This is a genomic window from Streptomyces sp. KR80 (assembly GCF_052245555.1).
Lineage (GTDB): Bacteria > Actinomycetota > Actinomycetes > Streptomycetales > Streptomycetaceae > Streptomyces.
In genome coordinates, this window is the sequence record NZ_JBQQCD010000010.1 from 65,059 (window position 1) to 91,045 (window position 25,987).

General features: G+C 69.9%; 19 protein-coding genes and 1 pseudogene. 8 read left to right on the forward strand and 12 right to left on the reverse strand.

What is annotated here, in order from left to right:
* Positions 1 to 13 precede the first annotated feature (13 nt).
* Complete coding sequence (locus tag ACTWQI_RS16455) at positions 14 to 1,030, forward strand: ABC transporter ATP-binding protein (RefSeq protein ID WP_443271339.1); 1,017 nt, start codon at positions 14 to 16, stop codon at positions 1,028 to 1,030.
* Positions 1,023 to 2,069 (forward strand): ABC transporter ATP-binding protein, encoded by a 1,047-nt coding sequence (locus ACTWQI_RS16460; protein ID WP_443271129.1) that lies wholly within the window; start codon positions 1,023 to 1,025, stop codon positions 2,067 to 2,069. Before ACTWQI_RS16455 ends, ACTWQI_RS16460 begins: the two co-directional genes overlap by 8 nt.
* A 127-nt stretch (positions 2,070 to 2,196) precedes the next feature.
* Here the strand turns inward: ACTWQI_RS16460 and ACTWQI_RS16465 are convergent, their stop codons facing one another.
* The 8 genes from ACTWQI_RS16465 to ACTWQI_RS16500 all read right to left on the reverse strand — a co-directional run bounded on the left by ACTWQI_RS16465 (position 2,197) and on the right by ACTWQI_RS16500 (position 15,302).
* Positions 2,197 to 2,715, reverse strand: a complete 519-nt coding sequence (locus ACTWQI_RS16465; protein ID WP_443271130.1) for a hypothetical protein — start codon at positions 2,713 to 2,715, stop codon at positions 2,197 to 2,199.
* Positions 2,716 to 2,817: 102 nt separating this feature from the next.
* Positions 2,818 to 6,279 (reverse strand): S8 family serine peptidase, encoded by a 3,462-nt coding sequence (locus tag ACTWQI_RS16470; protein ID WP_443271132.1) that lies wholly within the window; start codon positions 6,277 to 6,279, stop codon positions 2,818 to 2,820.
* Positions 6,280 to 6,571: 292 nt separating this feature from the next.
* Positions 6,572 to 7,693, reverse strand: a complete 1,122-nt coding sequence (locus tag ACTWQI_RS16475; RefSeq protein WP_443271134.1) for an ABC transporter ATP-binding protein — start codon at positions 7,691 to 7,693, stop codon at positions 6,572 to 6,574.
* Positions 7,694 to 7,707: 14 nt separating this feature from the next.
* Positions 7,708 to 8,769 (reverse strand): ABC transporter ATP-binding protein, encoded by a 1,062-nt coding sequence (locus ACTWQI_RS16480; protein WP_443271136.1) that lies wholly within the window; start codon positions 8,767 to 8,769, stop codon positions 7,708 to 7,710.
* Between the two features lie 10 nt (positions 8,770 to 8,779).
* Positions 8,780 to 9,757 carry an ABC transporter permease gene (locus ACTWQI_RS16485; protein ID WP_443271138.1) on the reverse strand — a complete coding sequence of 326 codons (978 nt, stop codon included), beginning with the start codon at positions 9,755 to 9,757 and terminating at the stop codon, positions 8,780 to 8,782.
* A gap of 104 nt (positions 9,758 to 9,861) precedes the next feature.
* Complete coding sequence (locus tag ACTWQI_RS16490; protein ID WP_443271139.1) at positions 9,862 to 11,649, reverse strand: ABC transporter substrate-binding protein; 1,788 nt, start codon at positions 11,647 to 11,649, stop codon at positions 9,862 to 9,864.
* Between the two features lie 102 nt (positions 11,650 to 11,751).
* Positions 11,752 to 12,816 carry an ABC transporter permease gene (locus ACTWQI_RS16495; protein ID WP_443271140.1) on the reverse strand — a complete coding sequence of 355 codons (1,065 nt, stop codon included), beginning with the start codon at positions 12,814 to 12,816 and terminating at the stop codon, positions 11,752 to 11,754.
* 365 nt (positions 12,817 to 13,181) lie between these two features.
* Complete coding sequence (locus ACTWQI_RS16500; protein ID WP_443271141.1) at positions 13,182 to 15,302, reverse strand: prolyl oligopeptidase family serine peptidase; 2,121 nt, start codon at positions 15,300 to 15,302, stop codon at positions 13,182 to 13,184.
* Between the two features lie 1,004 nt (positions 15,303 to 16,306).
* Here ACTWQI_RS16500 and ACTWQI_RS16505 point away from each other — a divergent pair.
* The 4 genes from ACTWQI_RS16505 to ACTWQI_RS16520 all read left to right on the forward strand — a co-directional run bounded on the left by ACTWQI_RS16505 (position 16,307) and on the right by ACTWQI_RS16520 (position 20,337).
* A complete protein-coding gene (locus tag ACTWQI_RS16505; RefSeq protein ID WP_443271142.1) occupies positions 16,307 to 16,501 on the forward strand; it encodes a hypothetical protein in 195 nt (64 codons plus the stop codon).
* A 187-nt stretch (positions 16,502 to 16,688) separates the two neighbouring features.
* Positions 16,689 to 17,573: an N-acetyl-1-D-myo-inositol-2-amino-2-deoxy-alpha-D-glucopyranoside deacetylase gene (mshB, locus tag ACTWQI_RS16510; RefSeq protein ID WP_443271144.1), complete on the forward strand. Its 885-nt coding sequence runs from the start codon at positions 16,689 to 16,691 to the stop codon at positions 17,571 to 17,573.
* The gene (locus ACTWQI_RS16515) at positions 17,570 to 17,938 is read left to right on the forward strand and encodes a DUF6113 family protein (RefSeq protein ID WP_443271146.1); all 369 of its coding nucleotides are present in this window, start codon (positions 17,570 to 17,572) and stop codon (positions 17,936 to 17,938) included. The genes mshB and ACTWQI_RS16515 overlap by 4 nt, the downstream gene beginning before the upstream one ends.
* A gap of 209 nt (positions 17,939 to 18,147) precedes the next feature.
* Entirely contained in the window at positions 18,148 to 20,337 is a 2,190-nt protein-coding gene (locus ACTWQI_RS16520) for a hypothetical protein (RefSeq protein WP_443271147.1), read from the forward strand.
* 80 nt (positions 20,338 to 20,417) lie between these two features.
* On the opposite strand, the gene ACTWQI_RS16525 is transcribed toward ACTWQI_RS16520, so the two are convergent.
* Together ACTWQI_RS16525 and ACTWQI_RS16530 are read right to left on the reverse strand one after the other, a co-directional pair.
* Complete coding sequence (locus ACTWQI_RS16525) at positions 20,418 to 21,254, reverse strand: transglutaminase-like domain-containing protein (RefSeq protein ID WP_443271148.1); 837 nt, start codon at positions 21,252 to 21,254, stop codon at positions 20,418 to 20,420.
* A 17-nt stretch (positions 21,255 to 21,271) separates the two neighbouring features.
* Positions 21,272 to 22,320 (reverse strand): annotated as a pseudogene (locus ACTWQI_RS16530) (GNAT family N-acetyltransferase).
* A gap of 114 nt (positions 22,321 to 22,434) precedes the next feature.
* On the opposite strand from ACTWQI_RS16530, the gene fdxA reads away from it, so the two are divergent.
* Positions 22,435 to 22,761, forward strand: a complete 327-nt coding sequence (gene fdxA, locus ACTWQI_RS16535; RefSeq protein WP_443271150.1) for a ferredoxin — start codon at positions 22,435 to 22,437, stop codon at positions 22,759 to 22,761.
* Positions 22,762 to 22,950: 189 nt separating this feature from the next.
* Entirely contained in the window at positions 22,951 to 24,069 is a 1,119-nt protein-coding gene (gene dapC / locus ACTWQI_RS16540) for a succinyldiaminopimelate transaminase (RefSeq protein WP_443271152.1), read from the forward strand.
* 144 nt (positions 24,070 to 24,213) lie between these two features.
* Here dapC and ACTWQI_RS16545 read toward each other — a convergent pair whose 3' ends face one another.
* Positions 24,214 to 24,651, reverse strand: coding sequence for an ATP-binding protein (locus ACTWQI_RS16545; protein ID WP_443271154.1), 438 nt, complete (start codon positions 24,649 to 24,651; stop codon positions 24,214 to 24,216).
* A 303-nt stretch (positions 24,652 to 24,954) separates the two neighbouring features.
* Positions 24,955 to 25,935 carry a hypothetical protein gene (locus ACTWQI_RS16550; RefSeq protein WP_443271156.1) on the reverse strand — a complete coding sequence of 327 codons (981 nt, stop codon included), beginning with the start codon at positions 25,933 to 25,935 and terminating at the stop codon, positions 24,955 to 24,957.
* Positions 25,936 to 25,987 lie beyond the last annotated feature (52 nt).

A 25,987-nucleotide genomic window follows, 5' to 3' on the forward strand; every position in this document is an offset into this window, starting at 1 on the left:
GGTGACGGACTCGATGGACTCGACGGACCCGACGAGGCTGCTGGCGGTACGCGATCTGCAGGTGGAATTCCGGACGAGGGACGGCGTCGTCAAAGCCGTGAACGGCGTCTCGTACCACGTGGACGCCGGGGAGACCCTTGCCGTGCTGGGGGAGTCGGGGTCCGGCAAGTCGGTGACCGCGCACGCGGTCATGGGCATCCTCGAGAGCCCGCCCGGCCGGGTGACGGGGGGCGAGGTCCTCTTCCGGGGCCGGGACATGCTGACGATGCCGGCGGAGGAGCGCCGCAGAATCCGCGGCAGAAAGATCGCGATGATCTTCCAGGACGCGCTCTCGGCGTTGAACCCGGTGCTGAGCGTGGGCTATCAGCTGGGCGAGATGTTCCGGGTGCATCAGGGCCTGTCCCGCAGGGCGGCCAGGGCCAAGGCCGTGGAGCTGATGGACCGGGTGGGAATCCCCGCCGCCGCGGCCCGGGCGTTGGACTATCCGCACCAGTTCTCCGGGGGGATGCGGCAGCGCATCATGATCGCGATGGCGCTGTCGCTGGAGCCGGATCTGATCATCGCGGACGAGCCGACGACGGCGCTGGACGTCACGGTGCAGGCGCAAGTGATGGACCTGCTCGCGGAGCTGCAGCGGGAGTACACCATGGGTCTGGTCCTGATCACCCACGACCTGGGGGTCGTGGCGGACGTGGCCGACCGGATCGCGGTGATGTACGCCGGGCGGATCGTGGAGACCGCGCCGGTGCACGAGTTGTACAAGCGTCCGGCCCACCCGTACACCCGGGGCCTGTTGGACTCCATCCCACGGCTGGACCGCAGGGGCCGGGAGCTGTCCGCCATCAGGGGTCTCCCGCCGAATCTGCTCGACATCCCGTCGGGCTGCGCCTTCCACCCCCGCTGCCCCCGCGCGCAGGACGTGTGCATCACCGACCGGCCGCCCTTGTACGCGGTCGCCGAGCGGGACGGCACCGAGATGCCCGGCCGCGCCGCCGCCTGCCACTTCTGGAAGGACGAGCTGCATGCCTGAACCGACCGCGCGGGCGGAGTCCGTACTCGAAGTACGCGACCTGGCCAAGCTCTATCCGCTCACCCGTGGCGTCCTTCTCAGGAAGCAGGTGGGGGCGGTGAGAGCGGTCGACACGGTCTCCTTCGATCTGTACCGGGGTGAGACGCTCGGCGTCGTCGGGGAGTCGGGATGCGGGAAGTCGACCCTGGCGAGGCTGCTGGTCCATCTGGAGCGGCCGACGTCCGGCCGGATCTTCTACCGGGGCGAGGACATCACCAGGCTGTCCGGACGGGCGTTGAAGGCGGTGCGGCGCAACATCCAGATGGTGTTCCAGGACCCGTACACCGCGCTCAACCCGCGGATGACGGTGGGTGACATCGTCGGGGAGCCGTATCAGATCCACCCGGAGGTGGTCCGCAAGGGCGACCGGCGGCGGAAGGTGCAGGAACTGCTGGAGGTCGTCGGCCTCAACCCCGAGCACATCAACCGCTATCCGCACCAGTTCTCCGGCGGCCAGCGCCAGCGCATCGGCATCGCCCGCGGCCTGGCGCTCAACCCGGAGGTCATCATCTGCGACGAGCCGGTGTCCGCGCTGGACGTCTCCGTCCAGGCGCAGGTCGTCAATCTGATGGAGCGGCTCCAGGACGAGTTCGACCTCTCCTGCGTCTTCATCGCCCACGACCTCTCGGTCGTCCGCCATATCTCCGACCGGGTGGCGGTGATGTACCTCGGCCGCTTCGCCGAGATCGGCACCGAAGAGCAGATCTACGAGCACCCCACCCACCCGTACACCCAGGCGCTGTTGTCGGCGGTTCCGGTCCCCGACCCGGAGGGCCGCGAGCGGCGCGAGCGCATCCTGCTGCAGGGCGACGTCCCGTCACCGGCCGATCCGCCGTCCGGCTGCCGGTTCCGTACGCGCTGCTGGAAGGCGGAGGACCGGTGCGCGCGTGAGGCGCCGCTGCTCGCGGTCCCGGAGTGGTTCGCGGGTACGGACTCGCCCGCCGCGCACGCGTCGGCGTGCCACTTCGCGGAGGAGAGGGACGTCGTCCACGCGGTGTAGTCGTCGCGCCCCGCCTGCCGCGATGCACCACCGACTGGCGGGGCTCCGGGAACGTGCCCTGATGTGGTGCAGCGCCGGCGGTCTGCCGCTGTGGTGGCTGGCGGCGGCAGACCGCCCTGGGCGTGGGTCAGTTGAGCTCGGCCCTCGGAGTACCGACCTCCGACCGGCTCCACCCCCCGCTATCGAGGGTCACGTGGACGCTGATGAATCCGGTGAACCGGTCCCAGAATTCGTTCTTCTCGGAAAGGTGGGCGCTTTCCTCGTAGAGGACATCCTTGTTGTACGTGTGGGTGAGGACGGCCGTGCCGCCGGGATGCCGAGCGCATTCGTCGCGCACGATGGCGTTGTCCGTAGGCTTCTTGTAGCCGTGGAGGTAGAAGCAGAAATTCCCGTTCCCGGACGTCTCACGCTCGCTGACGGTGGCCCGGACCTCTTCGACCCGCCACACCCCGCCACCGAGACTGGTCGCGTCGACCATCACACAGACCTTGGCCTTGTAGTGCCCCGTGTCCTTGACACATGCGGTGTGAGTCTCGCTCGGTGTGTCAGGCGTCGCGCCCGCTGAAGCCACCCCGAGGGAGCCTGCGAGCAGGGCACAGACCGCCGCACCGGTCAGGGTCAGGCGACGGGGCCAGTGTTTCTGCACGAGGATTCTCCTTTGGTCTAGACAACTTACGGTCGTCACGCTACGAGCGCCTTGTGGTCGGGACAACAAACAAGCCCTTACGGAACTCGAACGTCCGGCAGCTCAACCTGCCGCTGCCTTCAGGCCGTACGCCCGGATGACCGTCGTCTCGACCGTGTTGCCCGCGGTGTTGGTGGCCCTGGCGCGCAGCGAGACGTACCCGGTGGTGTCGGCCTTGCGCGGGTTGAACACCGCGGCGCGCCACGTCCCGTCCTCGTTCTTGCCCTGCACCCACGCCTGCTTCCATGTCGCGCCGTCGTCGGTGGAGACGTCCAGCGACACCTGGGTGATGTCGGAGGGCGCGGCGTCGGCCTGGGTGGCAGCGGTGAGTTCGAGCGCCAGCCAGGAGGACTCCACGGCCCGGTTGGAGTCGTCGAATTCGCCCTGGATCCGGACGACGGGGAGCGCTTCGTACGTCCATTGGTTCACCGTCTTCGAGGAGAACTTCCAGACGGTGCGCACCTGGGGCGCAAGCGCCGTCCACCCTCTGTCCCGCCGGGCGTCGACGTCCAGGACGAAGCGGTGCTCGCCCGCGGGCACCGTGAACCCGGCGGACACCCCGGACGGCGCCGTGCCGCTGCCCGACCCGTCCTCGAGGGACAGGGTGATGGAGCCCCGTACGTAGGAGTTGTCCATTCCGGGCATGCCGCTGTGCTGGGTCTCGCCCGGGGCGAACGAGGGGAGATTGACGGAGATGTTGTCACCGTCGTGGCGCGCCACCTGCGCCGACCAGCTGTGCTCGGAGAGGTCGGGGCCGAAGACGGCCTTGTTCCAGTCCTGCCGGTGCACACTGCCGGCGGCATAGGCCGTCCAGGGCCTGATGATCGCGCCCTCGGGCGGTCCCTGCTGCGGCTGGTCCGCGGTGCGCTGCACCAGGAGCCCGTGCCACTTCACCCCGCTGGGACTGTAGAACTCGGTCCGTCGGTCCGGAAGCCGCACATCGGTGAAACCGCCGGAGAAGGACTGTTGGCCCGGCAGGAAGAGGGGCGCTTCGGCCCGGGTGCCCAGAGCCGCGTCCACGCCTTGCGCCCGGTACCGGGTGCGGAGAGCGGCCAGCTCGGTGTTGCGCGCCCGGAAGGAGAGGTCCTCGGGGATCCGGCCGAGGAAGGGGAACGCCAGGTTGTAGGCGTAGGGAACGGCGCTGTTCGCGGGCGAGGTCAGCACCGTGCTGTAGCCGAAGGCGAACGTGGCGGGGTCGTCGGCCGTCACGGGTATCGCGGAGATCTCGTTGCTGAAGTAGGTGGCGAAGCCCGCGAGCCAGGTGTCCGTCGGCGTTCTGCTGAACTGGAAGTCCACCTCCACGAAGCTGCGCACCGGGTCGGGTGCGTCCACGGTGGTCGTCACCCGATGGCCCTTCCGGGCGTCGAAGGTGAGCGTGAGATCGCGTTCGAGGGACAGCTTCGGGGCCGCCGCGAGGGTCATGGCGGAGGTCTTGAACTCCGGGGTCGCTCCGCGCGGTGTGAGGATGGCCCCGGCCAGCCCGTACTTCCCCTTGGCCAGGCGCACCGTCGCGGTGCCGCCCTTGAACTCCAGCTCCGGCAGCTCGCTCTGCTCCGGATTGAGGTCGGCTATGGACCACAGGTGCGGGAGTTCGTCGGTGGCCGGTTTGCCGTCGCGGTCGATGAGCTTGACGGTGAGGTCGTACGCCTCGGGCTCGGTGATGAGGCCGACCCCGGTCCGTACGACGGTCTTCCGGTCGGCGTCGGTGGCGGTGACGCGACCGGCGAGCTGTCCCCCCGCCGTGGCTGTGGCGAGGACCTTGGGGTGGATGGTGACGTCTACGGTGCTGCTGCCGTGGGCCGGAATCGTCACCTGCTGCTTGTCGAGCGTGACCGCCTTGGGGTCCACGGGCTTGCCGCCCTGGCGGAGCGCGAGCTCGGGGGTGAGCGTGACGGGGACGTCGCCGTCGTTGTGGTAGGTGACGGTTCTGGTCTTCGCCGGCTGGTCGGCGTACGGCCAGGCCAGGTGTCCGAAGCTGAGGCTGGACGGGGTGGCGCGCACCGTCTGCCCGACCGCGCGGGCGACGTCGAGCCTGCCGGTGCCGTGCTCGAAGACCCACAGGCCGCCGACCGGGTCGGAGCTGCTCGTCAGCGCCGTCTTCAGCTCCTCGGCCTTCCAGTCGGGGTGCTGCTGGGCGAGGATCGCGGCTGCGCCCGCGACGTGCGGGGCGGCCATCGACGTACCACTGAGGCTGGTGTAGTGGTCGTTCACCGGGGTGCCCAGTGAGGTCCCGGCGGCCCGGGCCGCGACGATGTCCTCGCCGGGGGCGGAGAGGTCCGGCTTGACCGCGGAGTCACCGCGGCGCGGGCCCTTGCTGCTGAACCAGCTCTCCTCGTCCTTCTTGTTCACGCTGCCCACGGCCAGAACGGCGTCGGCGGCAGCGGGGCCACCGATCGAGCTCGGGGCCGCCCGGTTGCCCGCGGCGGCGACGAACAGCGCCCCGGTGGAGGCGGTCAGGTTGGTGGCCGCTACGGACAGCGGGTCGGTGCCGTCGCTCGGGTCGGAGCCCAGGCTCATGTTGACGATCCTGGCCTGCCCCGCGGCCCACTCCATGCCCGCGATGACCGCCGACTCGGGACACTCCTCGGTGCCGCACACCCGGCCGACCAGCAGCTCCGCGTCGGGGGCCACGCCCTTGTACGCGCCGCCGGCGGCCTTGCCGGTGCCGGCGACAGTGCCCGCCACATGTGTGCCGTGGCCGTGTTCGTCCTTGGGGCCGTCGGCGTCGCCGGTGAAGTCCTTGGCGGCGGTAACGCGGCCTTCGAGGTCCGGGTGGGTCCGGTCGTAACCGCCGTCCAGCACCGCGACCTTCACGCCCTTGCCCGTGAACCCGGCCTGCCAGGCGGTGGGTGCACCGATCTGTGCGTTGCTCTCGTCGTCCATCAGCCGGGCGCGGCCGTCCAGCCAGATCCTCGTCAGCCCTGGGGCGAGTTCATGCGCGGCCTGACCGCGCTTGCCAAGGGTGACGGACGCCCAGAACGTGCCCGCGTGGCTCTTGTGTTCCCGCACCGCCGAGCCGTTGATGCTCGGCAGAAGTCGGTGCTCCTTGGCGCCCTTGGTGACCGCTGCCCTGGCGTCGGCCCGTAACCGCCCGTTCCGGTACCGCGTGATCAAGGGCAGGTCCGGGCTCTTGGCGTCCGCGAGGCCCTGGCGGACCAGCCCGGTGATGTCGAACAGCCGTGGATCGAGCCGGCCGGAAGCGACCAGGGGGGCGGCGTCGAGGGGTGTCACCCGTACCCCGGTACGGCCCTTGGCGCCGGGCTCGGCCTCCCTGGCGAAGGTCATGCCCTCTCGGCCGGGGCCGGGGTCGATGGCAATGCTGTGCTTGCCCTGCGGCAGCTCCGTGAGGACGACGCGGTCCCCCGTGATCAGGGTGACGCTGTGGACCGCTCCCTTGGCTTTGGTCTGTGCTGTGCCCGGGGCGACGGAGATGGGCGCGTCGGGCCGGGCGACCGCATCCGACGACGGCACGGCCGTCACGAGAAGGACGGCGGAACTCAAGGTCGCGACTGCTCGTGCTCTCACGGGTTGCCACTCCTTCGTCAGCGGGTGCTGCGATGCGGCGTGCATGACAACCCTAGAGGTCTGGACCAATATCGTCTGTGTCGGATCCCCGCCAGCGTCGGCATTCCGACGCGCCGGCGGGTGACGTGCCGGCCGATGACGTGCCGTCGGGAGACGCGCCGCCCCGGATGCGCCGCCCGGACGGTGCCCGGGCCCGCGGTCGGTCCCCGGACGCACCGGGACCCGCGTTCGCATGGTGCTTGAGGTGTGCGAACGCGGGTCCGGGCCGGTTCCGAGGCAGTCGGCCTCGATGTCAGCGGCTGTCGGTCGACTCCTCGAGCGCGGCCAGCGCGGGGTCGAGGATCACGTCCTCGTCGCGTGCCGCGATCGTCGGCTCCTCGGGGAAGTGGCACGCCGTCAGGTGCCCTTCCTTGTTCCCGCCGATCTGCACGAGCGGCGGTTCCTCCGTCGCGCACTTGTCCTTGGCCTTCCAGCAGCGCGTGCGGAAGCGGCAGCCGGACGGCGGGTTGATGGGCGAGGGGACGTCCCCTGCGAGACGGATGCGCTCGCGGCTCTCGCCCTCGCCGTCGTCCAGGGTGGCCTCCGGCACGGCGGACAGCAGCGCATGGGTGTACGGGTGCCGCGGTCGGCTATAGATCGAGTCGCGGTCACCCACCTCCACCACCTTGCCGAGGTACATCACGGCGACGCGCTTCGAGAAGTGCCGCACGATGGCGAGGTCGTGGGCGATGAAGAGGAACGCGATCCCCAGCTCGCGCTGCACCTTCTGCAGCAGGTTGACGACCTGTGCCTGGATGGAGACGTCCAGCGCGGAAACCGGCTCGTCCGCGACGATCAACTTCGGTTCGAGGGCGAGCGCGCGGGCCACGCCGATGCGCTGCCGCTGTCCGCCGGAGAACTCATGTGGGAAGCGGTTGTAGTGCTCCGGGTTGAGGCCGACGGTCTCCAGCAGCTCGCGCACCCGCTGCTCGCGCCCGCCGGGCGGGTCGATCCCGTTGACCTCCATCGGGCTCTTGATGATCGTGCCGATGGTCTGCCGTGGGTTCAACGACGAGTAGGGGTCCTGGAAGATCATCTGGATCTCGGACCTGACCGGAGCCAGCTGCCTGCGGTTGGCGTGGGTGATGTCCCGCCCGGCGTATGTGATCTTTCCCCCGGTCGGCGCGAGCAGTCGCGTGATCAGCCGCCCGGTGGTCGACTTACCGCAGCCGGACTCGCCGACCAGGCCGACGCTCTCGCCCGCGTGGACAGTCAGGTCGATCCCGTCCACTGCCTGTACGGCACCGACCTTGCGCTTGATCGGGAAGCCGCCGTAGATGGGGAAGTGCTTGGTCAGGCCCTCGACGGTGAGCAGCGCTTCGCTCGTCTCGTCGACCTGACTCTGCGGCTTCGACAGGGTGAGGTTCTCGCTCATGTCTCGAAATCTTCCTAACCCAGCCGGGGCTTGATCCGGTCGATGAAGATGGTCTGCTTCTGCTCTGCCGTCAGATGGCAAGCGGAGGCGCGGCCCTTGGGCAGCAGTGGCCGCTCGTTGGTGCAGCGGGTGCCGCCGACCTCGGGCGGGAAGTCGCAGCGGGGGTGGAAGGGGCAGCCGCTCGGCGGGTTCAGCAGGCTCGGCGGGGTGCCGGGGATCGGGGTGAGCGCCGCTCCGACGTCGCCCCCCAGGCGTGGCATGGAGCTCAGCAGGCCCCAGGTGTAAGGGTGCTGGGGAGACCGGAGCACGTCACGGACGCTGCCGCGCTCCACGGCCCGGCCCGCGTACATCACCAGCAGGTCGTCGGCCATCTGGGAGATGACTCCCAGGTCGTGAGTGATGAAGATGATCGCCGAGCCGAACTCCTGCTGGAGGTCCTTGAGGAGGTCGAGGATCTGGGCCTGCACGGTCACGTCGAGCGCGGTGGTCGGCTCGTCCGCGATCAGCAGGTCGGGGTTGCAGACCAGCGCCATCGCGATCATCGCGCGCTGCCGCATGCCACCGGAGAACTGGTGCGGGTAGTCGTCCACCCGGAGTTTGGGCTGCGGGATGCCGACCTTCTCCAGCATCGCGATGGCCCGGTCCTTGGCCTCCTTCTTGGAGGCGCCGGTGTGCTTCATGAACGGCTCGGCGATCTGCCGGCCCACCGTGTAGTAGGGCGAGAGCGCCGTGAGCGGGTCCTGGAAGATCATCGCGACCTTGTTGCCGCGGAGCTTCTCCATCTCCTTTTCGGTCGCCTCGATCAGCTCGTGGCCGTCCAGGATGATCTCGCCCTCGACACTGGAGGTCTTCGGGTTGTGCAATCCGAGGATGGTCAGGTTGGTCACGGACTTGCCGGAGCCGGACTCGCCGACGATGCCCAGGGTCTGGCCGCGCTCGACATCGAAGGAGAGGCCGTCGACCGCCTTCACGATGCCGTCCTCGGTGGAGAACCGCACCCGCAGGTCGCGGACCGAGAGGAAGGCCTCCGGCCCGGTCGGGGCCGGGGTGTCTTCGGTCTGGGTCTGTGTGGTCACGGTCGTTCTCCTAGGCGAGGCGCACACGCGGGTCGATGTAGGCGTAGGCCACGTCGACGATGATGTTGAGGAGCAGGATGAAGAAGGCGCCGAACAACATCACGCCCATCGTCAGCGGAAGGTCCTTGGTGAGCGAGGACTGCACTGCGAGGCGGCCGATGCCCGCCAGTTGGAAGGTGTACTCCGTGACCACGGCGCCGCTGAGCAGGGAGCTGAGGTCCATGCCGATGATGGTGACGATGGGGATGAGCGAGCCGCGCCAGGCGTAGCGGAAGAAGACGAAGCTCCGCGACATGCCCTTGGCGCGGGCCGTACGTACGTGCTCCTCCTGCAGCTGCTCGATCATGGTCGAACGGGCCATACGGGTGTAGTTCGCGGTGAAGATCGTCGCCATCACGGCCCAGGGGATCAGCAGGCCGATGAACCAGCCGCTCGGGCTCTCCGTGAACGGCACGTACTTGGGATTCTCCATCCATCCGGTGCTGTAGACGAAGATGCCGAGCACGATCGGGCCGAGGAAGTAGATCTGGAACGAGCTGAGCACCATCGAGGCGCCGCTGACGGCCTTGTCGACGCTGGTGCCGCGCTTCCAGGCGGCCAGCATGCCGGAGGCGAGGCCGCCGACCAGGAAGATGATCAGGCCGCCGATGGTCAGCGACAGCGTCAGCGGGAAGCGGTCCATGATGGTGTCCCAGACGAACTCCTTCGACGTGAACGAGACACCCAGGCATGGGGCGTTGCAGTGTCCGATGGGGAAGTCGCGGCCGATGACGATGCCGGACATGAACTCCCAGAACTGCGTGACCAGCGGCTTGTTGAGCCCTAGGGCCTCCCGGATCACCTTGAGGTTCTCCGGGCTGCAGTTCTTACCGCAGGAGAGTGCGGCGAAGTCCTGAGGGATGGCGAAGAACAGGAAGAACGTGGTGGCGCCGATCAGGAAAATGATGACGACGGCGCCGACAAGCCTGCGGGCGAGGAACTGGAGCATGGCGGGCGGCTGCTCTCTTCTGAAATCGGCAGTGATGAGGGGGGTTGGTCCGTGGGGGTGCGCTCCGCCTGGCGCGCACCCCCACGGTCAGCCGTGACGGAGTGTTACGGCTTCTTGAGGTACAGGTCGTTGATGTCGATGTAGCTGGACTCCGTGCTGTACCGGGCACCGCCGATGTTCGACCCGTACAGCTGCATCTGCTTGGAGTAGTAGACCGGAGCGGCCGGGTTGACCTTCTCCACGATGTAGTGGTGAATCTCTTCCCACTTCTTGGCCGCGGCCTCGGGCTTCAGCGTCAGGGCCTCGTCGATGCCGTCGGTGACGAAGTCGTCCTTGATGTGGGAGTAGTTTGATGCACCATCGGAGACCAGGTCACCGTCGTAGACCGGGGTGACGACGGTGGACGGGGACGGCCAGTCCTGACCCCACCCAGTCATGTACATGTCGAAACCGTTCTTGAGCTTGCCGACCTGCTCGTAGAACGTCGCCCGGTCGATCTCCTTGGCCTGGACGTTCAGGCCGATCTTGGCCAGGGTGTCCTTGAGGATGACCATCTGCTTCTGGCCGCGCGGGGTGTTGGCGTACGCGTAGGCCAGCTTCTTGCCCTCGGCGCCCGCCTCCTTGACCAGTTCCTTGGCCTTGGCGAGGTCGCCGTTGGGCTTCTTGAGTTTGCCGAACGGGTCGTACTTCGGGTCGAAGCCCGGCAGGGTCGGGGCGAACAGGCCACCCGCGATTTCACCGCCGTACTTTCCACCGTCGGCCTGGACCATGGACTGGTTCGGAATGGCGTAGGTGATCGCGTCGCGGAGCTTCTTGTCCTTCATACGGTCAAGGTTGAAGGTCAGCTGCCAGACGTACGGCTGGTAGCCCTTGATGGTGCGCTTGTTCGCCGGGCCGGTGATGATCTTCTGGGTCTGCGTCGGGTCCACCGACTCCGTGAACTGGATGGCGTTCTTGGACTCGCCCTGGTCGGCGATCAGACGCTTGGTCTGGTCGACCTGGTCGTGGTTGAAGCTGAAGTTGTAGCCGTCGACGTACTGGTGGCGCACGGCGTCGGTCTTCGGGTCCCAGTTGGTGTTCTTCACCAGCTTCATGGACTTGCCGGCCTTGTACTCGGCGATCTTGTACGGGCCGAGCGCGACCGGAGCCTTGTCGTACTTCTCCTTCTTGTCCTTCTTCTCGGGCACGATGGAGTAGCCGGCCATGGACAGCGCCTGCGGCACGTCGGGCTGCGCGTTCTTGAAGTGGAAGACGACCGTCTTGTCGTCCGGGGTCTCCAGGACGGAGTCCGGCAGGTGCTTGCCCTTGTACGGACCGTCCGGCAGCGCCTTGCGGTAGTCATCGCCGGACAGCCAGCTCTGCACGAAGGACGGGCCGTCGAAGATGACCTTCGAGTACAACCGCTCGATGCTGTGACGGACGTCGGCGGACGTGATGGGGTCGCCGTCCTGATCCTTGATGCCGTCCTTCAGCGTGTAGGTCCAGGTCTTTCCGCCGTCGGAGGACTTGCCGGAGTCGGTGGCGATGTCACCGACGACCGACAGGTTGCCCTTGTCGTCCTCCTGGAAGTTGGTCAGACCGCGGTGGATCAGGTTGGAGAACTGACCCGCGTCACTGACGTAGATCTGACCCGGGTCCATGTGAGTGAGGTCCGCCTGTGTGTAGACCTCGATGGCGCCGCCGGACTTTGCGCCGGGCACCTCCTCGGCCGGGCCGGAGGAGGCGGCGGCGTCGGAGTAGGTGACGGGCTTCGACTGTGCTGCGGCGTCTTCCTGGGACTTGGACTGGTCCTTGGCCTTGTTGCCGCCACTGCCGCAACCGGTCAGTGCCAGGGAGCCGGCCGCGATGGCGACGACTACGGCACTCGCGGTGCGTGATCGGATGGGTTTCATGATGCTCGGTCCACCTACCTGTCGGTTGTTATCCATTTGTGCTGCCAGACGCATCCGGTTGCCCGGCGCGGGGGTGGCAGCCACCCCCCCACCAATGGACGATCACCGTCCGGTTTTGGGGTCGAACGCGTCCCGTACCGAGTCGCCGAGAAGGTTGAAGGCCAGGACGAAGATCACCAGGGCTACGCCCGGAAAGAACATGAACGCCGGGTCCTGTTCGTAGATCTGGGCGCCACGCGCGAACATCCGGCCCCAGTCCGGTGTCGGCTCGACGAAGCCGACACCTACGAAGGAGAGGAACGCGATGGAGAGGATGGTGCTGGGGAGGGTGTAGGTGCCCTGCACCAGGATCGGGGTGACGATGTTCGGCAGGATCTCCTTGCGGACGATCCGCCACGGTGACGCCCCGGAGACCTTGGCCGCCTCCACGAACTCGCGCTCACGGAGTGAGAGCACCGAGCTGCGCACCAGGCGGGCCATGCCCATCCAGCCCAGGACCCACATCACCAGGATGATCGCGACCGCACGCAGATAGGTCGGGGTCTCGTCGGCCGGCGGGACGAACAGCGCCACCACGATCGGCATGAAGGCGATGAAAAACAGCTGCTGAGGGAAGGCCAGGAAGAAGTCCGTGATCCGGCCCAGCCAGTAGTCGGTCTTCCCACCGAAGTAGCCGCCGACCATGCCGATGAGGACACCGGTGATCACCATGAGGAGGGTGACGACGACGGCCATGTAGAGCGAGGTGCGCATGCCGTAGAGCAGCATGGTGAACACATCCCGGCCGAGCTCGGGTTCGACGCCGAACCAGAAATCCCCCGACATGCCGCCGAACTGGCCGACCGGCATGCTGAACTCGTCCAGCAGGTACGGATACTCGGGCTCCGTGTAGTAGAGCGTGTAGGGGTCCTTGCCGTACAGCTTCGCGATGACCGGTGCGAGCGCGGCGATCACGAAGAAGAAGAGCACGACGAAGGCTGAGATCACGCCCGTGCGGTCGCGCTTGAAGCGCAGCCACATCAGCTGGCCGGGTGAGCGGCCGGCCAGTTCGCCCGTCTGAACCGACGCCTCCTTGGTGGTGAGGCCGACGGAGCCGTCGTCGCTGCCGTGGTCGTCGGGCGAGGGGGTGCCTGCCCCGGCAGCGGCGGCCTGGGATGGACTCGTCATGCTTGTGGGTCCCCGCCTTGAAGTTTTTGTGGAAGTTCAGCTGGAACGGTCATGCGACGCGGGTAGCGCCACTGGTTGAGCGGACTTTGGCAACTGATTTATCGCCCAGTCAAGGGGGTGTGGTGTCCAGATGTGACGCTCGTTCGCTTCTTGAGCGAAGATTTCGCAGATTGAGGTCGGGGCGTGCTTGACAAGGGCTCCTGGTGCCGGACATCTCACGAAAGATAGCCCCTACGATCGTTAACATGTCGGCAACTCGACTGTCGCAACGCCGATATGCGGACGGACCATCCTGGACACCGTACGGCCGTGCGGGTGCCGTAGACCGGCCGAGACGGTTTCGTCTCGGCCGGTCGCCTGAGGGCTCAGGCCAGACCCAGTGAGCGCTTCAGGAAGTCCACTTGGAGCAGCAGAAGGTTTTCGGCCACTTGCTCCTGCGGCGTCATATGGGTCACTCCCGACAGCGGCAGCACCTCGTGCGGGCGGCCCGCGGCGAGCAGAGCCGAGGACAGGCGCAGGGTGTGCGCCGCGACGACGTTGTCGTCCGCGAGGCCGTGGATCACCATCAGCGGCCTGACCTGCTCGGCCGCGCCCGACAAGCCCTCGTCCGTGACCAGGGAGTTGGCCGCGTAGATCGCTGCCTGCTCGTCCGGGTGGCCGAGGTAGCGCTCCGTGTAGTGGGTGTCGTAGAGCCGCCACTCGGTGACCGGGGCGCCCGCCACGCCCGCGTGGAAGACGTCCGGGCGGCGCAGCACGGCGAGCGCGGCCAGATAGCCGCCGTACGACCAGCCGCGGATGCCGACCCGGCCGAGGTCCAGCGGGTGCTTCTCGGCCAGCGCGTGCAGGGCCTGCACCTGGTCGTCGAGGGTCGCGCCCGCGAAGTCGTACGCGATGGCCTTCTCCCAGGCGGGCGAGCGGCCGGGGGTGCCGCGCCCGTCGGCCACCACGACCGCAAAGCCCTGGTCGGCGAACCACTGCGAGGTGAGGTGCGCGTTCTGCGCCGCCACGACGCACTGGCCGTGCGGGCCGCCGTAGGGGTCCAGGAGGACCGGCAGCGGGCCGTCCTCCTCGCGGTACCCCGTCGGGAGCAGAACGGCACATGGAATACGGTCCGTGCCGCACTCGGTGAGTCGTGCGCGGGCCGTCAGCACTGGCTGCTCCGCGACGCTGCCGATGGCGGCCACGGCCTTGCCGTCGGTGAGGACCCGGACCCTCGCGCCGCTGGTCTCGAGCGACGTCGAGCTCAGAACGGCGACGGTGCCGCAGCGGACCGCCGAGTGCACGCCCCGGCCCTCGGAGACACGCTCGACGCCGAGTTCATTGACCCGGAATACGTGGACTTCGCCGGTTTCGGGGTCCGCCGCCTCGGGGCCCGAGGACGCCGAGACGAGGATGTCCTCCTCCGACACGTCCAGTACGGCCCGCACATGCAACTGGGGTCCGGTCAGCGGCCGGTCCCCGACGACCAGGACGCGCGCCCCGGCCTCGTCCGCGATGCGCACCAGGCGGCCGTCCGGCGTCCAGGCGGGCACGCCGTGGAACAGCTCCAGCCACACCGGATCCTCGTCCGCGTGCAGCATCCTCGTCTCGCCGGACGCCGTGTCCACCGTGAGGTACAGCTGGCTGCGCTGGTCGCGGGCCTGTACCAGGAGCAGCGGCGGACCGGCCGCGGACCAGTGCACCTGCGCGAGATAGGGGTAGCGTTCCCGGTCCCACTCGACGTCGGTGCGGGTGCCGTCGAGGCCGAGGAGTACGAGCCGTACGTCGGCGTTCGGCGTTCCGGCGGCGGGGTACGCCACTTCCTGCGGCTCCCGCTCCGGAGCGGCGGGGTCGGAGATCCACCAGCGCCGGACGGGCGATTCGTCGACGCGGGCGACGAGTAGCCGGTCGCTGCCGGATGACCACCAGAAACCACGGGAGCGGTGCATCTCCTCGGCGGCGATGAACTCTGCGAGGCCGTACGTGATGCCGTCGCCCTCGGGCGCGGCGAGCGCTCGGTCGTCGCCGCCGTCCGTGGCCACCACGCGCAGGGCGCCGGCGGCGACGTAGGCCACGCGCCGGCCATCGGGTGAGGGGCGGGGATCCACGACCGGGCCCGGCACGGCCAGCTCCCGCGCGGTGCCTGCGCGGAGCTCCGCGGTGAAGAGGCGGCCGGAGAGGGCGAACGCGGCCAACTCGACGGCGTCGTCGACCGCGTAGCCGACGACCCCGACTGCCGCTTCCCGGCTCCGCTCCCGCCGTGCCCGCTCCTCGGCGGAGAGCTCCTCGGACGCGCCTGAGAGCAGCGCGTCGGGATCTGCGGCGACGCGCTCCTCGTCCGACCCGAGATCGTGCACCCAGAGCAGGTTCGCCCGGTCGGTGCCACTGCGGGAGCGGAGGAAGGCGACGCGAGCGGCATCCGGCGACACGGTGAAGGCGCGAGGCGCACCCAGCGTGAAGCGCTGGGTGCGCGCGAACTGGCGCGGAAACGAGATCTGTCCGGTCATGCACCGACCCTATTCCTCACCGCCTGACCCCCTCCGCCAATCGCCTCGCCGGAGGGGCCGCTCCGCGCATCGCCTCGCCGACGGGGGCCGCCTCGAGCCCCCTGCCGGAGCGGGCGCTTCGGGTACGCCTCGTCTGGCGGGGGTGGCCCGCGGACGCCTTGCCGGAGCGGGCGCTTCGCGTACGCCTCGTCGGAGAGGCCGCTCCACGAATCGGCTTCCGGCCGCGGGGCCGCCTCGGGACGCCTTGCTGGACGGGTCGCTTCGCGGATCGACCCGTCGGGGGCGGTCGGCCCGCGATCGCCCTGCCGGACGGGGCCGCACCGTGAGTCAGCTTCGGGCCGCGGGCGGCCGGACGTCTCTCGCCGCTACGGAGCCGACACCGACCGGCGCGCCGAGGTCGGGGTTCCTGCTCCCGGGCCGGCCGCCCCGGCCCCCAGCGGGCTGGTCTGGGCGCGACCGACGACGTGGGTACCGCATCACTCGGCGGCGACGGGCAAGCGAGGGCGTGGATCAGACGTGGGCCCGGAAGCCGCGGGGCGGGATCCGGCGGGCGCCGCTGCCGGATACGGGCACGCGAGTCGGGGTTGTGCCGCGTCGTGGTGACGCTTGCGTGCCGGTCGTGGGCTCGGTGTACAGGCGGCCGGTCGAGGCAGACGAAGCGCGCTGCCCACAGCTCCGCGCTCTTGTGGCGGCCCGTTGACGTGGTCCGTGAGGTGCGGCGACGCGGGTGGCGGGTGATTGGTGGTGCGACGCGGCGAGGCGGGTGGTGACGGTGGTTGCGGTCGATTGTCAGGGACCGGGGCAGGGTTGCTGGTCGGCGTGGTCTGTCGTGGGGAGTGCCACGCCGGTGAGGCGACCCGTGCGCCCCTCGTCTGCTCCTGTGCACCGATTCATGCACGCGCACCGAAAGTTATGATCAGTTGCCCACCGTGGGTATCAACTCCACGGCATCGGTATCTTGTCTGTTCGTCGGCCCGACTGCGCATCTTTGGAGGTGAACCGCCGTGGCACTCTCGATTTCGGCGGTGGTGCTGCTGGCGATCATCGTCTTCCTGCTCATCCGGAAATCCGGGCTGAAGGCCGGACATGCGGTGGTCTGCATGCTGTTGGGCTTCTATCTGGCGAGTTCGTCCATCGCCCCGACGATCAATGAGCTCACCACCAACGTCGCGGGCATGATCGGGGACATCAAGTTCTGATGATCGGGGACGTGATGATCGAGGACGTCACGTTCTGAGGGGATCACGTTCTGTCTGAGGACGTCACGTTCTGAGGGTGGGCTCGTCGGACTGCTTCTGCCCCCGGGCCGCAACGGTCGGCTCGTCCCCCGCCGCACCCTCCGGTTCGTACCCCCCGGCCGCGCCCGTCGGCTCGTACGCTGGAGCCATGACCGATCTTCCCGCCCGCCGGCTGCTCCTGGTGCACGCGCACCCGGACGACGAGACGATCAACAACGGCGCGACCATGGCCAAGTACGCGTCCGAGGGCGCCCTCGTCACTCTGGTTACGTGCACCCTCGGTGAGGAGGGGGAGGTCATTCCGCCCGAGCTCGCCCATCTCGCCCCCGACCGCGAAGACGCCCTCGGTCCGCACCGCATGGGCGAGCTCGCCGCGGCCATGGCCGAACTCGGCGTCACCGACCATCGTTTCCTGGGTGGGCCGGGCCGTTACCGCGACTCGGGAATGATGGGTGTCGAGCAGAACGACCGCCCGGAATGCTTCTGGAGAGCGGACGTCGACGAGGCGGCCGCGTGTCTCGTCGAGGTGATGCGGCAGGTCAGGCCACAGGTCCTGGTGACCTACGACGAGAACGGCGGCTACGGACATCCCGACCACATTCAGGCCCACCGCGTCGCCATGCGCGCCGCTGAACTCGCCGCGGAGCGCGCCTTCCGCCGCGATCTCGGCGAGCCGCACACCATCGACAAGATCTACTGGAACTGCCTCCCGCGCTCGGTGGTCGCGGCGGGTTTCGCAAGGCTGCGGGAGACGGGGGTGACCTTCGGGGGCGTGGCGGAGCCGGAGGACCTGCCGGGCGTGGTGGAGGATGCCGAGGTGACGGCTCGTATCGACGGTCGGCCGTACGCCGCGGCGAAGACGGCGGCGATGCGCGCTCACGCCACCCAGATCGCCGTGGACGGAGCCTTCTTCGCGCTGTCGAACGACCTGGGCCAGCCGCTCCTCGTCGAGGAGCACTACCGCCTGGTCATCGGGAAGCCGGGCGCCGACCTACCGGAGACCGATCTCTTCGCGGGGCTGGTGGCGTCGTGACGGCCGGACGACTTGGGGCATTTGCCGTTCTTGCCGTGACAGGTGTCGTGGTCGGAGCCGCCGGCTCGCTGCTGCAAGCCGCCTGGTTCCCCGCAGGTTTGCTGCTCGCACTGCTGGGCGTCGCCGGAGTCTGCTACGGCGGCCTCCAGGCGGTCGGCAGCAGAGCCGGAGCGGTCGCGCCCGCGGGCGGCTGGCTGTTGGCCGTCCTTTTTCTGACCGCCAGCCGTCCGGAAGGTGACTTCCTGTTCGGCGCGGGCGTCGGCGCGTACCTCTTCCTGCTGGGTGGGGTGATGGTCGCTGTGATGTCTGCCACTCTGCCGTACCTGCCACCACCCGGTGTGCCACCCGCCCGACTTGGCAAGTGACGTGACCATACGCCCCGTCCTGTCGGGCCGGGGCGGCGGGCGGGCGATGCGTCAGTCCCAGGGTGTCCTTCGACGCTGCCCAGTATGGTGGTGCGCGCCGCCGAACGCCCCTGGCCCATGGAATGGGGGTCCCCACCCCTGGCCCACGGTTCGGGGGACCCCAGCGCGAGGTCATGACGGGCGGCGGAGCTAAACCGGGAGAACTTGCTTTGAGCCGTGAAACCGACAGTTCGTCCTCCGGACCCCGGGGGGGTGGCGGAGCCGCGTACCCCTCGGGGACCCCGCCGTACGGCACCGGGCAGTACCCGGCGCCGCACTCGACGCAGAACGGTGCGTACGACGGCCCGCCGCCTTCGGAGGCTGACGAGGCCGCAAAGCCGGACGAGCCGAAGACCGAGACCACGCTGACGACCCGGGTCCGGATCAACATCCCGGGCTCCCGGCCCATCCCGCCGGTCGTCGTACGCACGCCGGTCGACGGTGCGAGTAGTGATGCGGCGACGGGAGGCACCGCGCGCCCCGCCTCCGAGGCTCGTGGCGATGCGACCGCGGAGCCCGCGTCCGTGGGTGAGTCCGGGAGGGCCGCGTCGTCCGGTGCCGAGGGCGGGGACGATCCGAAGACCAGCGACTGGTTCGCGCCGCGCAAGGCGTCCGCTGCGCCCGCGCCTTCGGGACCGGGCGTTTCGGACAGTGGCACGCCGCCGTACGGGACGGGCCCAGGTGCCGGTACGGCCTTCGGTGTCGGCGCGGACACCGATTCGGGCACCGGCTCCAATCCCCTCTACAGCACGGGTCCCAACCCCGTCTTCGACACCGGCTCCAACCCCCCCTACAGCACCGGTTCCAACCCCGCCTTCGACACGGGTTCCAACCCTGTCTTCGACACCGGGGCCAACCCCGCCTTCGGTGCCGGCCCCGGCGGCTCCGGTTCCCGGTCCGCCGACCCCTCCGGGGCGACCAGCGGACCGGCAGGCGGCGATGTGGTCCTCCCGCCGGGCTTCCAGCAAGGCTCCGGCCCTGCCGGGGCGCCCGCCGTGGACGACGACACCCATCAGTTCGGCCCTCAGCCCCCCGCGCCTTCCACGGGCGGCGACCACCGTCGTCCGCCCGCGCCCGGCATCGGCGCGGTCGGCGGGCGCCCCGGGACCCTGGGTGGGCCCGGCCCCTTCGCTCCCGGCCCGGGCACAGCTTCCGGCCGCCATGCGGCTCCGGACGCGCCGTCCGAAGGCGCAGGCCACGGATACGTGTCCGGCGACACCCTGGTCAGCGGCAATCCCCTCGGCCCACCATCCAGGGACACCCGGTTCCCGGGAGGCTCCCCCTCCGTCGGCTCGCCGTTCCCCGGCTCGCCGTCGCCCGGCGCGGACGACTCCGCCTCGCACGCGGCGGGCTCCAGTGCTGGGGGCACCTTCCGGCCGAAGGCTGGGGGAGGGTCCGCCCAGGCGAAGCAGAAGGGCCGGTCCAAGCTCGTCGTCGCCGGAGCCGGACTGTTCGGGCTGGTCGGCGTGGCCTACGCCGCAGGGTTGATGCTCGACCACGCCGACGTGCCGAACGGCACCACCGTTCTCGGAGTGGAGATCGGCGGCACGTCCACGGAAGCCGCGGTGAAGAAGCTCGAGGCCCACCTCGCGACCCGGAGCCGCGGACCGCTGGCGGTCACGGTCGACGGCAAGGAGCAGCAGCTCAAACCCAATGTCGCGGGACTGACCATCGACGCCGAGACGACGGTCCGCAACGCGGCGGGCCGCGACTACAACCCCGTCTCCGTCATCGGATCGCTCTTCGGCGGCGCCCGTGAAGCCGAGCCGGAGATCGTGGTCGACGAGGAGAAACTGGCGGCCGAGCTGAAGGGCATCGCCGGGGATGCCGCCGGAAACCAGGACGGCACGATCGTCTTCAAGGCGGGCAAGGCCATCGCGGTGCCCGGGAAGCCGCACCGGGCGCTGCACGTCACACAGTCCGTCCAGGTCGTGGGCAACGCGTACCGCGAGCGGGCCGAGACGGGCCGGAACGTGGCCGTCGAGCTGCCGGTGGGCATGCAGCGGCCGACGGTCGACAAGGCGGAGCTGGACCGGGCGATGAAGGAGTTCGCCAAGCCCGCGATGTCCGGCCTGGTGACGGTGCAGACGGACGCCTCGCACCAGATCTCGTTCAGCCCGGAGAACTCGCTGCCGAAGTTCCTGACGATGAAGGCCGTCGGCGGCAAGCTCGTGGACACCTACGACCTCGAGGCCCTCAAGGAGCTGTACGGCAGCACCTTCGACGGCGTCCTGATCCAGCGCGGCAACGGGAAGAAGACGCCTGTGACTCCGCAGGACGTGGCCGGAGCTCTGCGCCAGGCGCTGCGGGGCACGACCCCTGACGAACGCATCCAAGTGATCGAGACCAACGCCCAGTAGGCGGCACGCACGACGGCCCCGTCCCGGCACAGGGGCGGGGCCGTCGTCGGGTGCGCGCCCGCACCGCGAGCAGCCGCCGGTCAGTTGAGCATGGCCCGCGCGGCGAGTGCCTGCCGCTGGACGCTCTCCGCCGTTTCCGGGTCCACCGCAGCGATCACCTCGGCGTACGCCTCCAGCTCCGCCGCGCCGCCGCGGAAGTCTCCGCGCTGTACGAGCAGCTCGGCGTGCTCGTAGCGCAACCGTGCCGGGTGGCTCGGCAGCAGCAGGGACAGTTCCACCGCCCACACCTGGACGTCCGAGCGCTCGGGCCGGGCCGCCGCCCACGCCCGGATGTTGTTGAGGATCCGCAGGACGATCTCCCGCGGCTCGGCGGGGGCCAGCATGGAGGGGGTGAGCGGCGTCCCCGTCGAGCCCGCCACCAGCAGCTCCGCGTCCGCACTGGTCAGCACCCGCCCGCCGTCGAAGGGATCGGCAAGCACCTGGCCCTCCGGTGCGGCCGGATCGCCGAAGCCGACGACGAAGTGACCCGGCAGCGCCACCCCGTACACCGGCGCCCCCGCGCGCCGCGCGACCTCCATCCAGACCACCGACAGCAGGATCGGCAGACCGCGCCGCCGCCGCAGCACATGGGTCAGCAGGGACGACTCCAGCCGCCGGTAGTCGGCTGGGGTGCCGTGGAAGCCGCAGCGCCGGCCGAGCAGATCGGCGAGGGCGCGGGCCCACCCCGCGGCGCCCTCGGCGGGGCGGAACGGCAGCAGACCGGCCAGCCGGTCCAGTTCGATCTGCGCCGTGTCGATATCGGCCTCGCCCGTCTTCGGCTCGGCCTCGGCGGCCACCAGCAGACAGAGCAGGGCCAGGTCCGGGCGCTCGTCGCGCGCCGCCTCCGCGAACCGCTGCCGCCTGCCGGTGTCCCGCATATGTGCCTCGTACCCGCTCAGCGCGAATCACCCTTCGGGGCACGGAAGTGGTGATAGAGGTGATGCGTGGTGAAGCCCATGCCGTCGTAGAGCGCGCCCGCGCCGTCGTTGTCCTCCTCCACCTGCAGGTACGCGGCGGAGGCGCCCTCGTCCAGGGCCTTGCGGGCGAGCGCGGCCATGACGGCGGTGGCCAGGCCCTGCCGCCGCCGCCCGGGGTCCACCTCGATGGCCGTGAAACCGGCCCACCGGCCGTCCACGACGCACCGGCCGACGGCCGCCGGCGGAGCGCCCTCCGTGCCTCCCGGCATGGTGGCGAACCACACCGACGGCCCGCCGCCGAGCACCGTCAGCAGCTCTGGCGCGGGCTCGTGGCCGGCGGACCGCTGGTAGCGGGCGAGCCACAGATCGTCGAGGGAGCGTGAGAGCACCACGGAGGGGACGAACGGCTCACCCGGCGTCGGCCGCACCTCGGCCGCGGTGGCGAGGGGCGCGAGCGGGGCGGTGCGGACCAGCGCCGTGACCTCCCGGGTCCAGCCGCGCGCCGCCAGCTCCGCGGCCAGCTGCTCCTGCGCTCCCTCGCCTCCGGTGCTGACCTGCAGGTATGCGGGCAGGCCCGGTCGGCGTACCAGGCGATCACCCGTTCCAGGGCCTCGTCCAGGGGGAGGCCGGGATCTCCGAGCGGCAGTACGGAGTTGGCGCGCCGGGTGAACCCCGCCGCACAGCGCAGCAGCCAGCCGCCCAGCTGCTCGCTCTCGACGGGCAGCCAGGCACGGGCCGCCACCCGGTCGAGCTCCGCCACGCTCGCGGACGGACCTCTGCGGCGGGCCGGCGTGCTCGCGGGAACCACCTTGCCGGCGACCAGCGAGGATTCCGCGATACGGACGGTTTCGCCGTCCCGCCGTGTGATGCTGAGCACACCGCTGTCCCACGATGTGAGCACACCCACGGTGTCGGTGAACCGCTCGCCCGGAGTCCCAGACTCCGTCAACCGCCGTACCGATACCCTTCTGCCCACGTCAGCGGGGGTGATTCGGACCTCGAATCGTCCGCCGGTGGTGAAATCCACAGCTGGGTCAGCCCCTCTTGTTCGTCTCGTGCCCCGGAACGGCGATACTAGGTGCGGGCATCGACGACGCCGCGCTCCCGCGCGAGATGAGCCCTACCGAGGAGGAACGACAGCGTGACCTACGTCATCGCGCAGCCTTGTGTCGATCTGAAGGACAAGGCGTGCATCGAGGAGTGCCCCGTCGACTGCATCTACGAGGGCGAGCGGATGTTGTACATCCACCCGGACGAATGCGTCGACTGCGGGGCGTGCGAGCCGGTCTGCCCGGTCGAGGCGATCTTCTACGAGGATGACACTCCGGAGGAGTGGAAGGACTACTACAAGGCGAACGTCGAGTTCTTCGACGAGCTCGGCTCGCCCGGCGGGGCGTCGAAGCTCGGCCTGATCGAGCGCGACCACCCCTTCATCTCAGCGTTGCCGCCGCAGAACCAGGAGCAGTGACCTTCGGGCCGGCACCGCCTCGGTCCCGTACGGCTCTCCCGCCACGGCCTCGCGTCGGGGGCGAGTGCCCGTACGGGACCGAGGCGTTTCCCCAGCCTCCCCCGGCCGCCTCCCCCAGCTAACGCCGGGTGGTGCCCCCGGGGAGGTAGCCGCGCAGCACCTTCGACTGTTCGAGAGAAGTGAGCAACCGTGCCCCCCGTCTCCTCCCGCCTCCCCGTCTTCCCCTGGGACCGGCTCGAGCCGTACAAGGCGGCTGCAGCGGCCCACCCCGACGGCATCGTCGACCTCTCGGTGGGCACCCCCGTGGACCCGGTGCCCGCGCTGATCCAGCGCGCACTGGCGGAGGCGTCCGACAGCCCCGGCTACCCGACCGTGTGGGGAACCACGACGCTGCGGGACGCGATCATCGGCTGGGTGGAGCGGCGGCTGGGGGCCACGGGCCTGGGCCACCGGAACGTACTCCCGGTGGTCGGCTCCAAGGAGTTGGTGGCCTCGCTGCCGTCCCAGCTGGGCCTGGGCCCCGGCGACCGGGTCGCCTTCCCGCGGCTGGCCTACCCGACGTACGAGGTGGGCGCCCGGCTGGCCGGTGCCGAGCCGGTCGTCTACGACGCCGGGACGTTCGCGGCCGGCGCGGTGGCGGCCGACCTGGACCCCGAGGGTCTGAAGCTGCTGTGGCTGAACTCCCCGTCCAACCCCACCGGCCAGGTGCTGAGCAGGGACGAGCTCCGGGCGGCCGTCTCCTGGGCGCGGGAGCACGGCGTGCTGGTCTTCAGCGACGAGTGCTATCTGGAGCTGGGCTGGGAGGCCGAGCCGGTGTCCGTCCTGCACCCGGACGTCTGCGGCGGTTCGTACGAGGGCATCGTCGCGGTGCACTCGCTGTCCAAGCGGTCCAACTTGGCGGGCTACCGCGCCGCGTTCCTGGCCGGTGACCCGAATGTCGTCGGCGAGCTGCTCCAGCTCCGGAAGCACGGCGGCATGATGGTGCCCGCGCCGGTGCAGGCGGCCACGGCCGTGGCTCTCGGCGACGACGCGCATGTGGCGGAGCAGCGCGCCCGGTATGCGGCCCGCCGCTCGGCACTGCGCGACGCCCTGGAGGGATGTGGCTTCCGCATCGAGCACAGCGAGGCCAGCCTGTACCTGTGGGTTACGCGGGACGAGCCGTGCTGGGACACGGTCGGCGATCTGTCCAAGCGGGGCATCCTGGTCGCGCCGGGCGACTTCTACGGTGCGGCGGGAGAGCGCTTCGTACGGGTGGCGTTCACCGCGACCGACGAGCGCGTGGCAGAGGCCGTACGGCGCCTCGGCTGATCGCGGGGGCTCGGCTCAGGAGGCAGCTCGGCGCGGAGGGCGCGGCGCCAGCTCCCGGCTCCACGTGGAGACGAGCGAATACGTGGGGGCCCCTGACCCCCCGGGACACCTGGGGGGACCAGGGCCCTTTCACAGATGCGGGTATCAGCCGATCGGGAGTCCGCTGTTCTGGAGCGGAAGCCCGGTCGTGGGCAGCGACGGCGCGGCTCCGCCGGCCTTCTGCGTCGACTGGGTGGTCTCGCCGAGCAGGCCGCCCGTGGTGCCCGCAGTGTTGCCGGCGGCCTCCCGGCCGCTCCTCGTGGCGGTCTTGCTGAGCCTGCCCAGGGTCTTGCCGGCCTTCGGGAGCGTGGACGCCACGGCCTTGCCGCCAGCCTTGCCCGCCTGGTTGCCCACCTTCTGCGCGGCTCCGTCGACGGTGGTCCCCAGGTTGGCGCTGTCGAGGTGGGTGAGCCCGCCGCCAAGGTTGGGGGTGCTCGCAAGGTCGACGGCGTTCGCCGTGCCGGCTGCGCCGGCGAGGGGAGCGGCGCCCGCTGCGACCAGCAGCGCGGCTCGGGCGATCCGACGCGTGAGGGGGAGGGACATTGTGCTCCTTTGGCGGAGAGTGACTTGAGCTTCTGATGGTTGCGACATGTCCGCCGTGCGGACGCAGTGACTACCGCGTGAGAGGCGGGAAGGTTGCGGCGGCGCAGGGTAAAGAGTTGGTAATGCGTCGCATTATCGGTTCTGGATGAAAAGCGGGCAAACATGGATCCGCGGGCAGGTCTGCGGAATCGTCACTTCTATTGATTCCCAGGGGAATTGAGAGGCAGCGCACAGGGCCGCGTCAGGAGGGTTAACGCACTCTCGGGAATTGACGTAGGTGCCGCTATCGGGCGATCGGTCGCACTACTGCGCGGTGGTGATGAGCACGGTGCCGGTTCCCCGACCGGGGTCCTCGCTCCCTTTCGCGCCCGAGTTCTCGTCCGCCGCACCCCAGCCCTGCTCGGAATTCCCGGCGCGCCACACCCGCCCCGCGTAGGAGACCTGTGCGATGCGCAACTCGGAAGCGTGAGCGACCGCCCAGTGCGCCACTTCCCAGCCGCGCCGGTCCGCGTCGCCCCGGCCCGCCGACATGGCCACCGGGACCTCGACGATCGAACGAGAACCGCTGCTTTCGCTCCCGCTGCTGCCCGAGACTCCCTGCCCCCGCCCCGGGGCCTCGATGCGCGGCAACACCTTCGGCCCGAAATCGCGCTGCAGTCTGGCCCGCACCTGCGCGGGATCGCCCGGCGTACGGTCGCCGGACCCCGTGGTGCAGCTGAGCGTGGCGGGGGCGCGGCCGGTGAGCGCGGACGAGAGCAGCGAGGCGTTCGGCTCGTGCTTGGCGTACGCCTGCGGGTAGCCGCTGCGCTGCACCTTCTGTGCGGCAACGGTCAGCGGGAGCTCTGAATAGCCGGGCACCTCCACCAGATGCTCGTAGAACCTCCCGGCCGCGTAGGCCGGGTTCATGATCTGCTTCGCGCCGCCCCAGCCCTGTGAGGGGCGTTGCTGGAAGAGCCCGAGCGAGTCCCGGTCCCCGTAACGGATGTTGCGCAGATCGGACTCCTGCATGGCGGTGGCGAGCGCGATGGTGACCGCACGCTCAGGCAGCCGACGCGAGGACCCGACAGCGCCGATCGTCGCGGCGTTTGCGGCCTGCTCCGGCCGCAGCTCGTACGTGGTGCCGTGCTTGCCCCCGGCTCTCACGGTGCAGCGCGGTGCGCTGGGGCCGGTGGTGCTGCGGAGCTGCACGATCAGATAGCCGGCTAGCGCCAGCAGCACGGTGCAGGCCGCGCCGATGCGCAGGAGCCGGCCACGACGACGGGGGGGTGAGGTCGGCTTGGACACGGCCCCCACCGTACCGGCCGGGAACTTACGCCTCCCGACGGGCTAGGGTCGC

Bases quoted from the DNA above. Each gene is read 5' to 3' on its own strand.
- mshB (WP_443271144.1), top strand. From the start codon at position 16,689: ATGACCGATCTTCCCGCCCGCCGGCTGCTCCTGGTGCACGCGCACCCG.
- ACTWQI_RS16475 (WP_443271134.1), bottom strand. From the start codon at position 7,693: ATGAGCGAGAACCTCACCCTGTCGAAGCCGCAGAGTCAGGTCGACGAG.
- ACTWQI_RS16455 (WP_443271339.1), top strand. From the start codon at position 14: ATGGACTCGACGGACCCGACGAGGCTGCTGGCGGTACGCGATCTGCAG.
- ACTWQI_RS16460 (WP_443271129.1), top strand. From the start codon at position 1,023: ATGCCTGAACCGACCGCGCGGGCGGAGTCCGTACTCGAAGTACGCGAC.
- ACTWQI_RS16525 (WP_443271148.1), bottom strand. From the start codon at position 21,254: ATGCGGGACACCGGCAGGCGGCAGCGGTTCGCGGAGGCGGCGCGCGAC.
- ACTWQI_RS16500 (WP_443271141.1), bottom strand. From the start codon at position 15,302: ATGACCGGACAGATCTCGTTTCCGCGCCAGTTCGCGCGCACCCAGCGC.
- ACTWQI_RS16495 (WP_443271140.1), bottom strand. From the start codon at position 12,816: ATGACGAGTCCATCCCAGGCCGCCGCTGCCGGGGCAGGCACCCCCTCG.
- ACTWQI_RS16485 (WP_443271138.1), bottom strand. From the start codon at position 9,757: ATGCTCCAGTTCCTCGCCCGCAGGCTTGTCGGCGCCGTCGTCATCATT.
- ACTWQI_RS16545 (WP_443271154.1), bottom strand. From the start codon at position 24,651: ATGTCCCTCCCCCTCACGCGTCGGATCGCCCGAGCCGCGCTGCTGGTC.
- ACTWQI_RS16490 (WP_443271139.1), bottom strand. From the start codon at position 11,649: ATGAAACCCATCCGATCACGCACCGCGAGTGCCGTAGTCGTCGCCATC.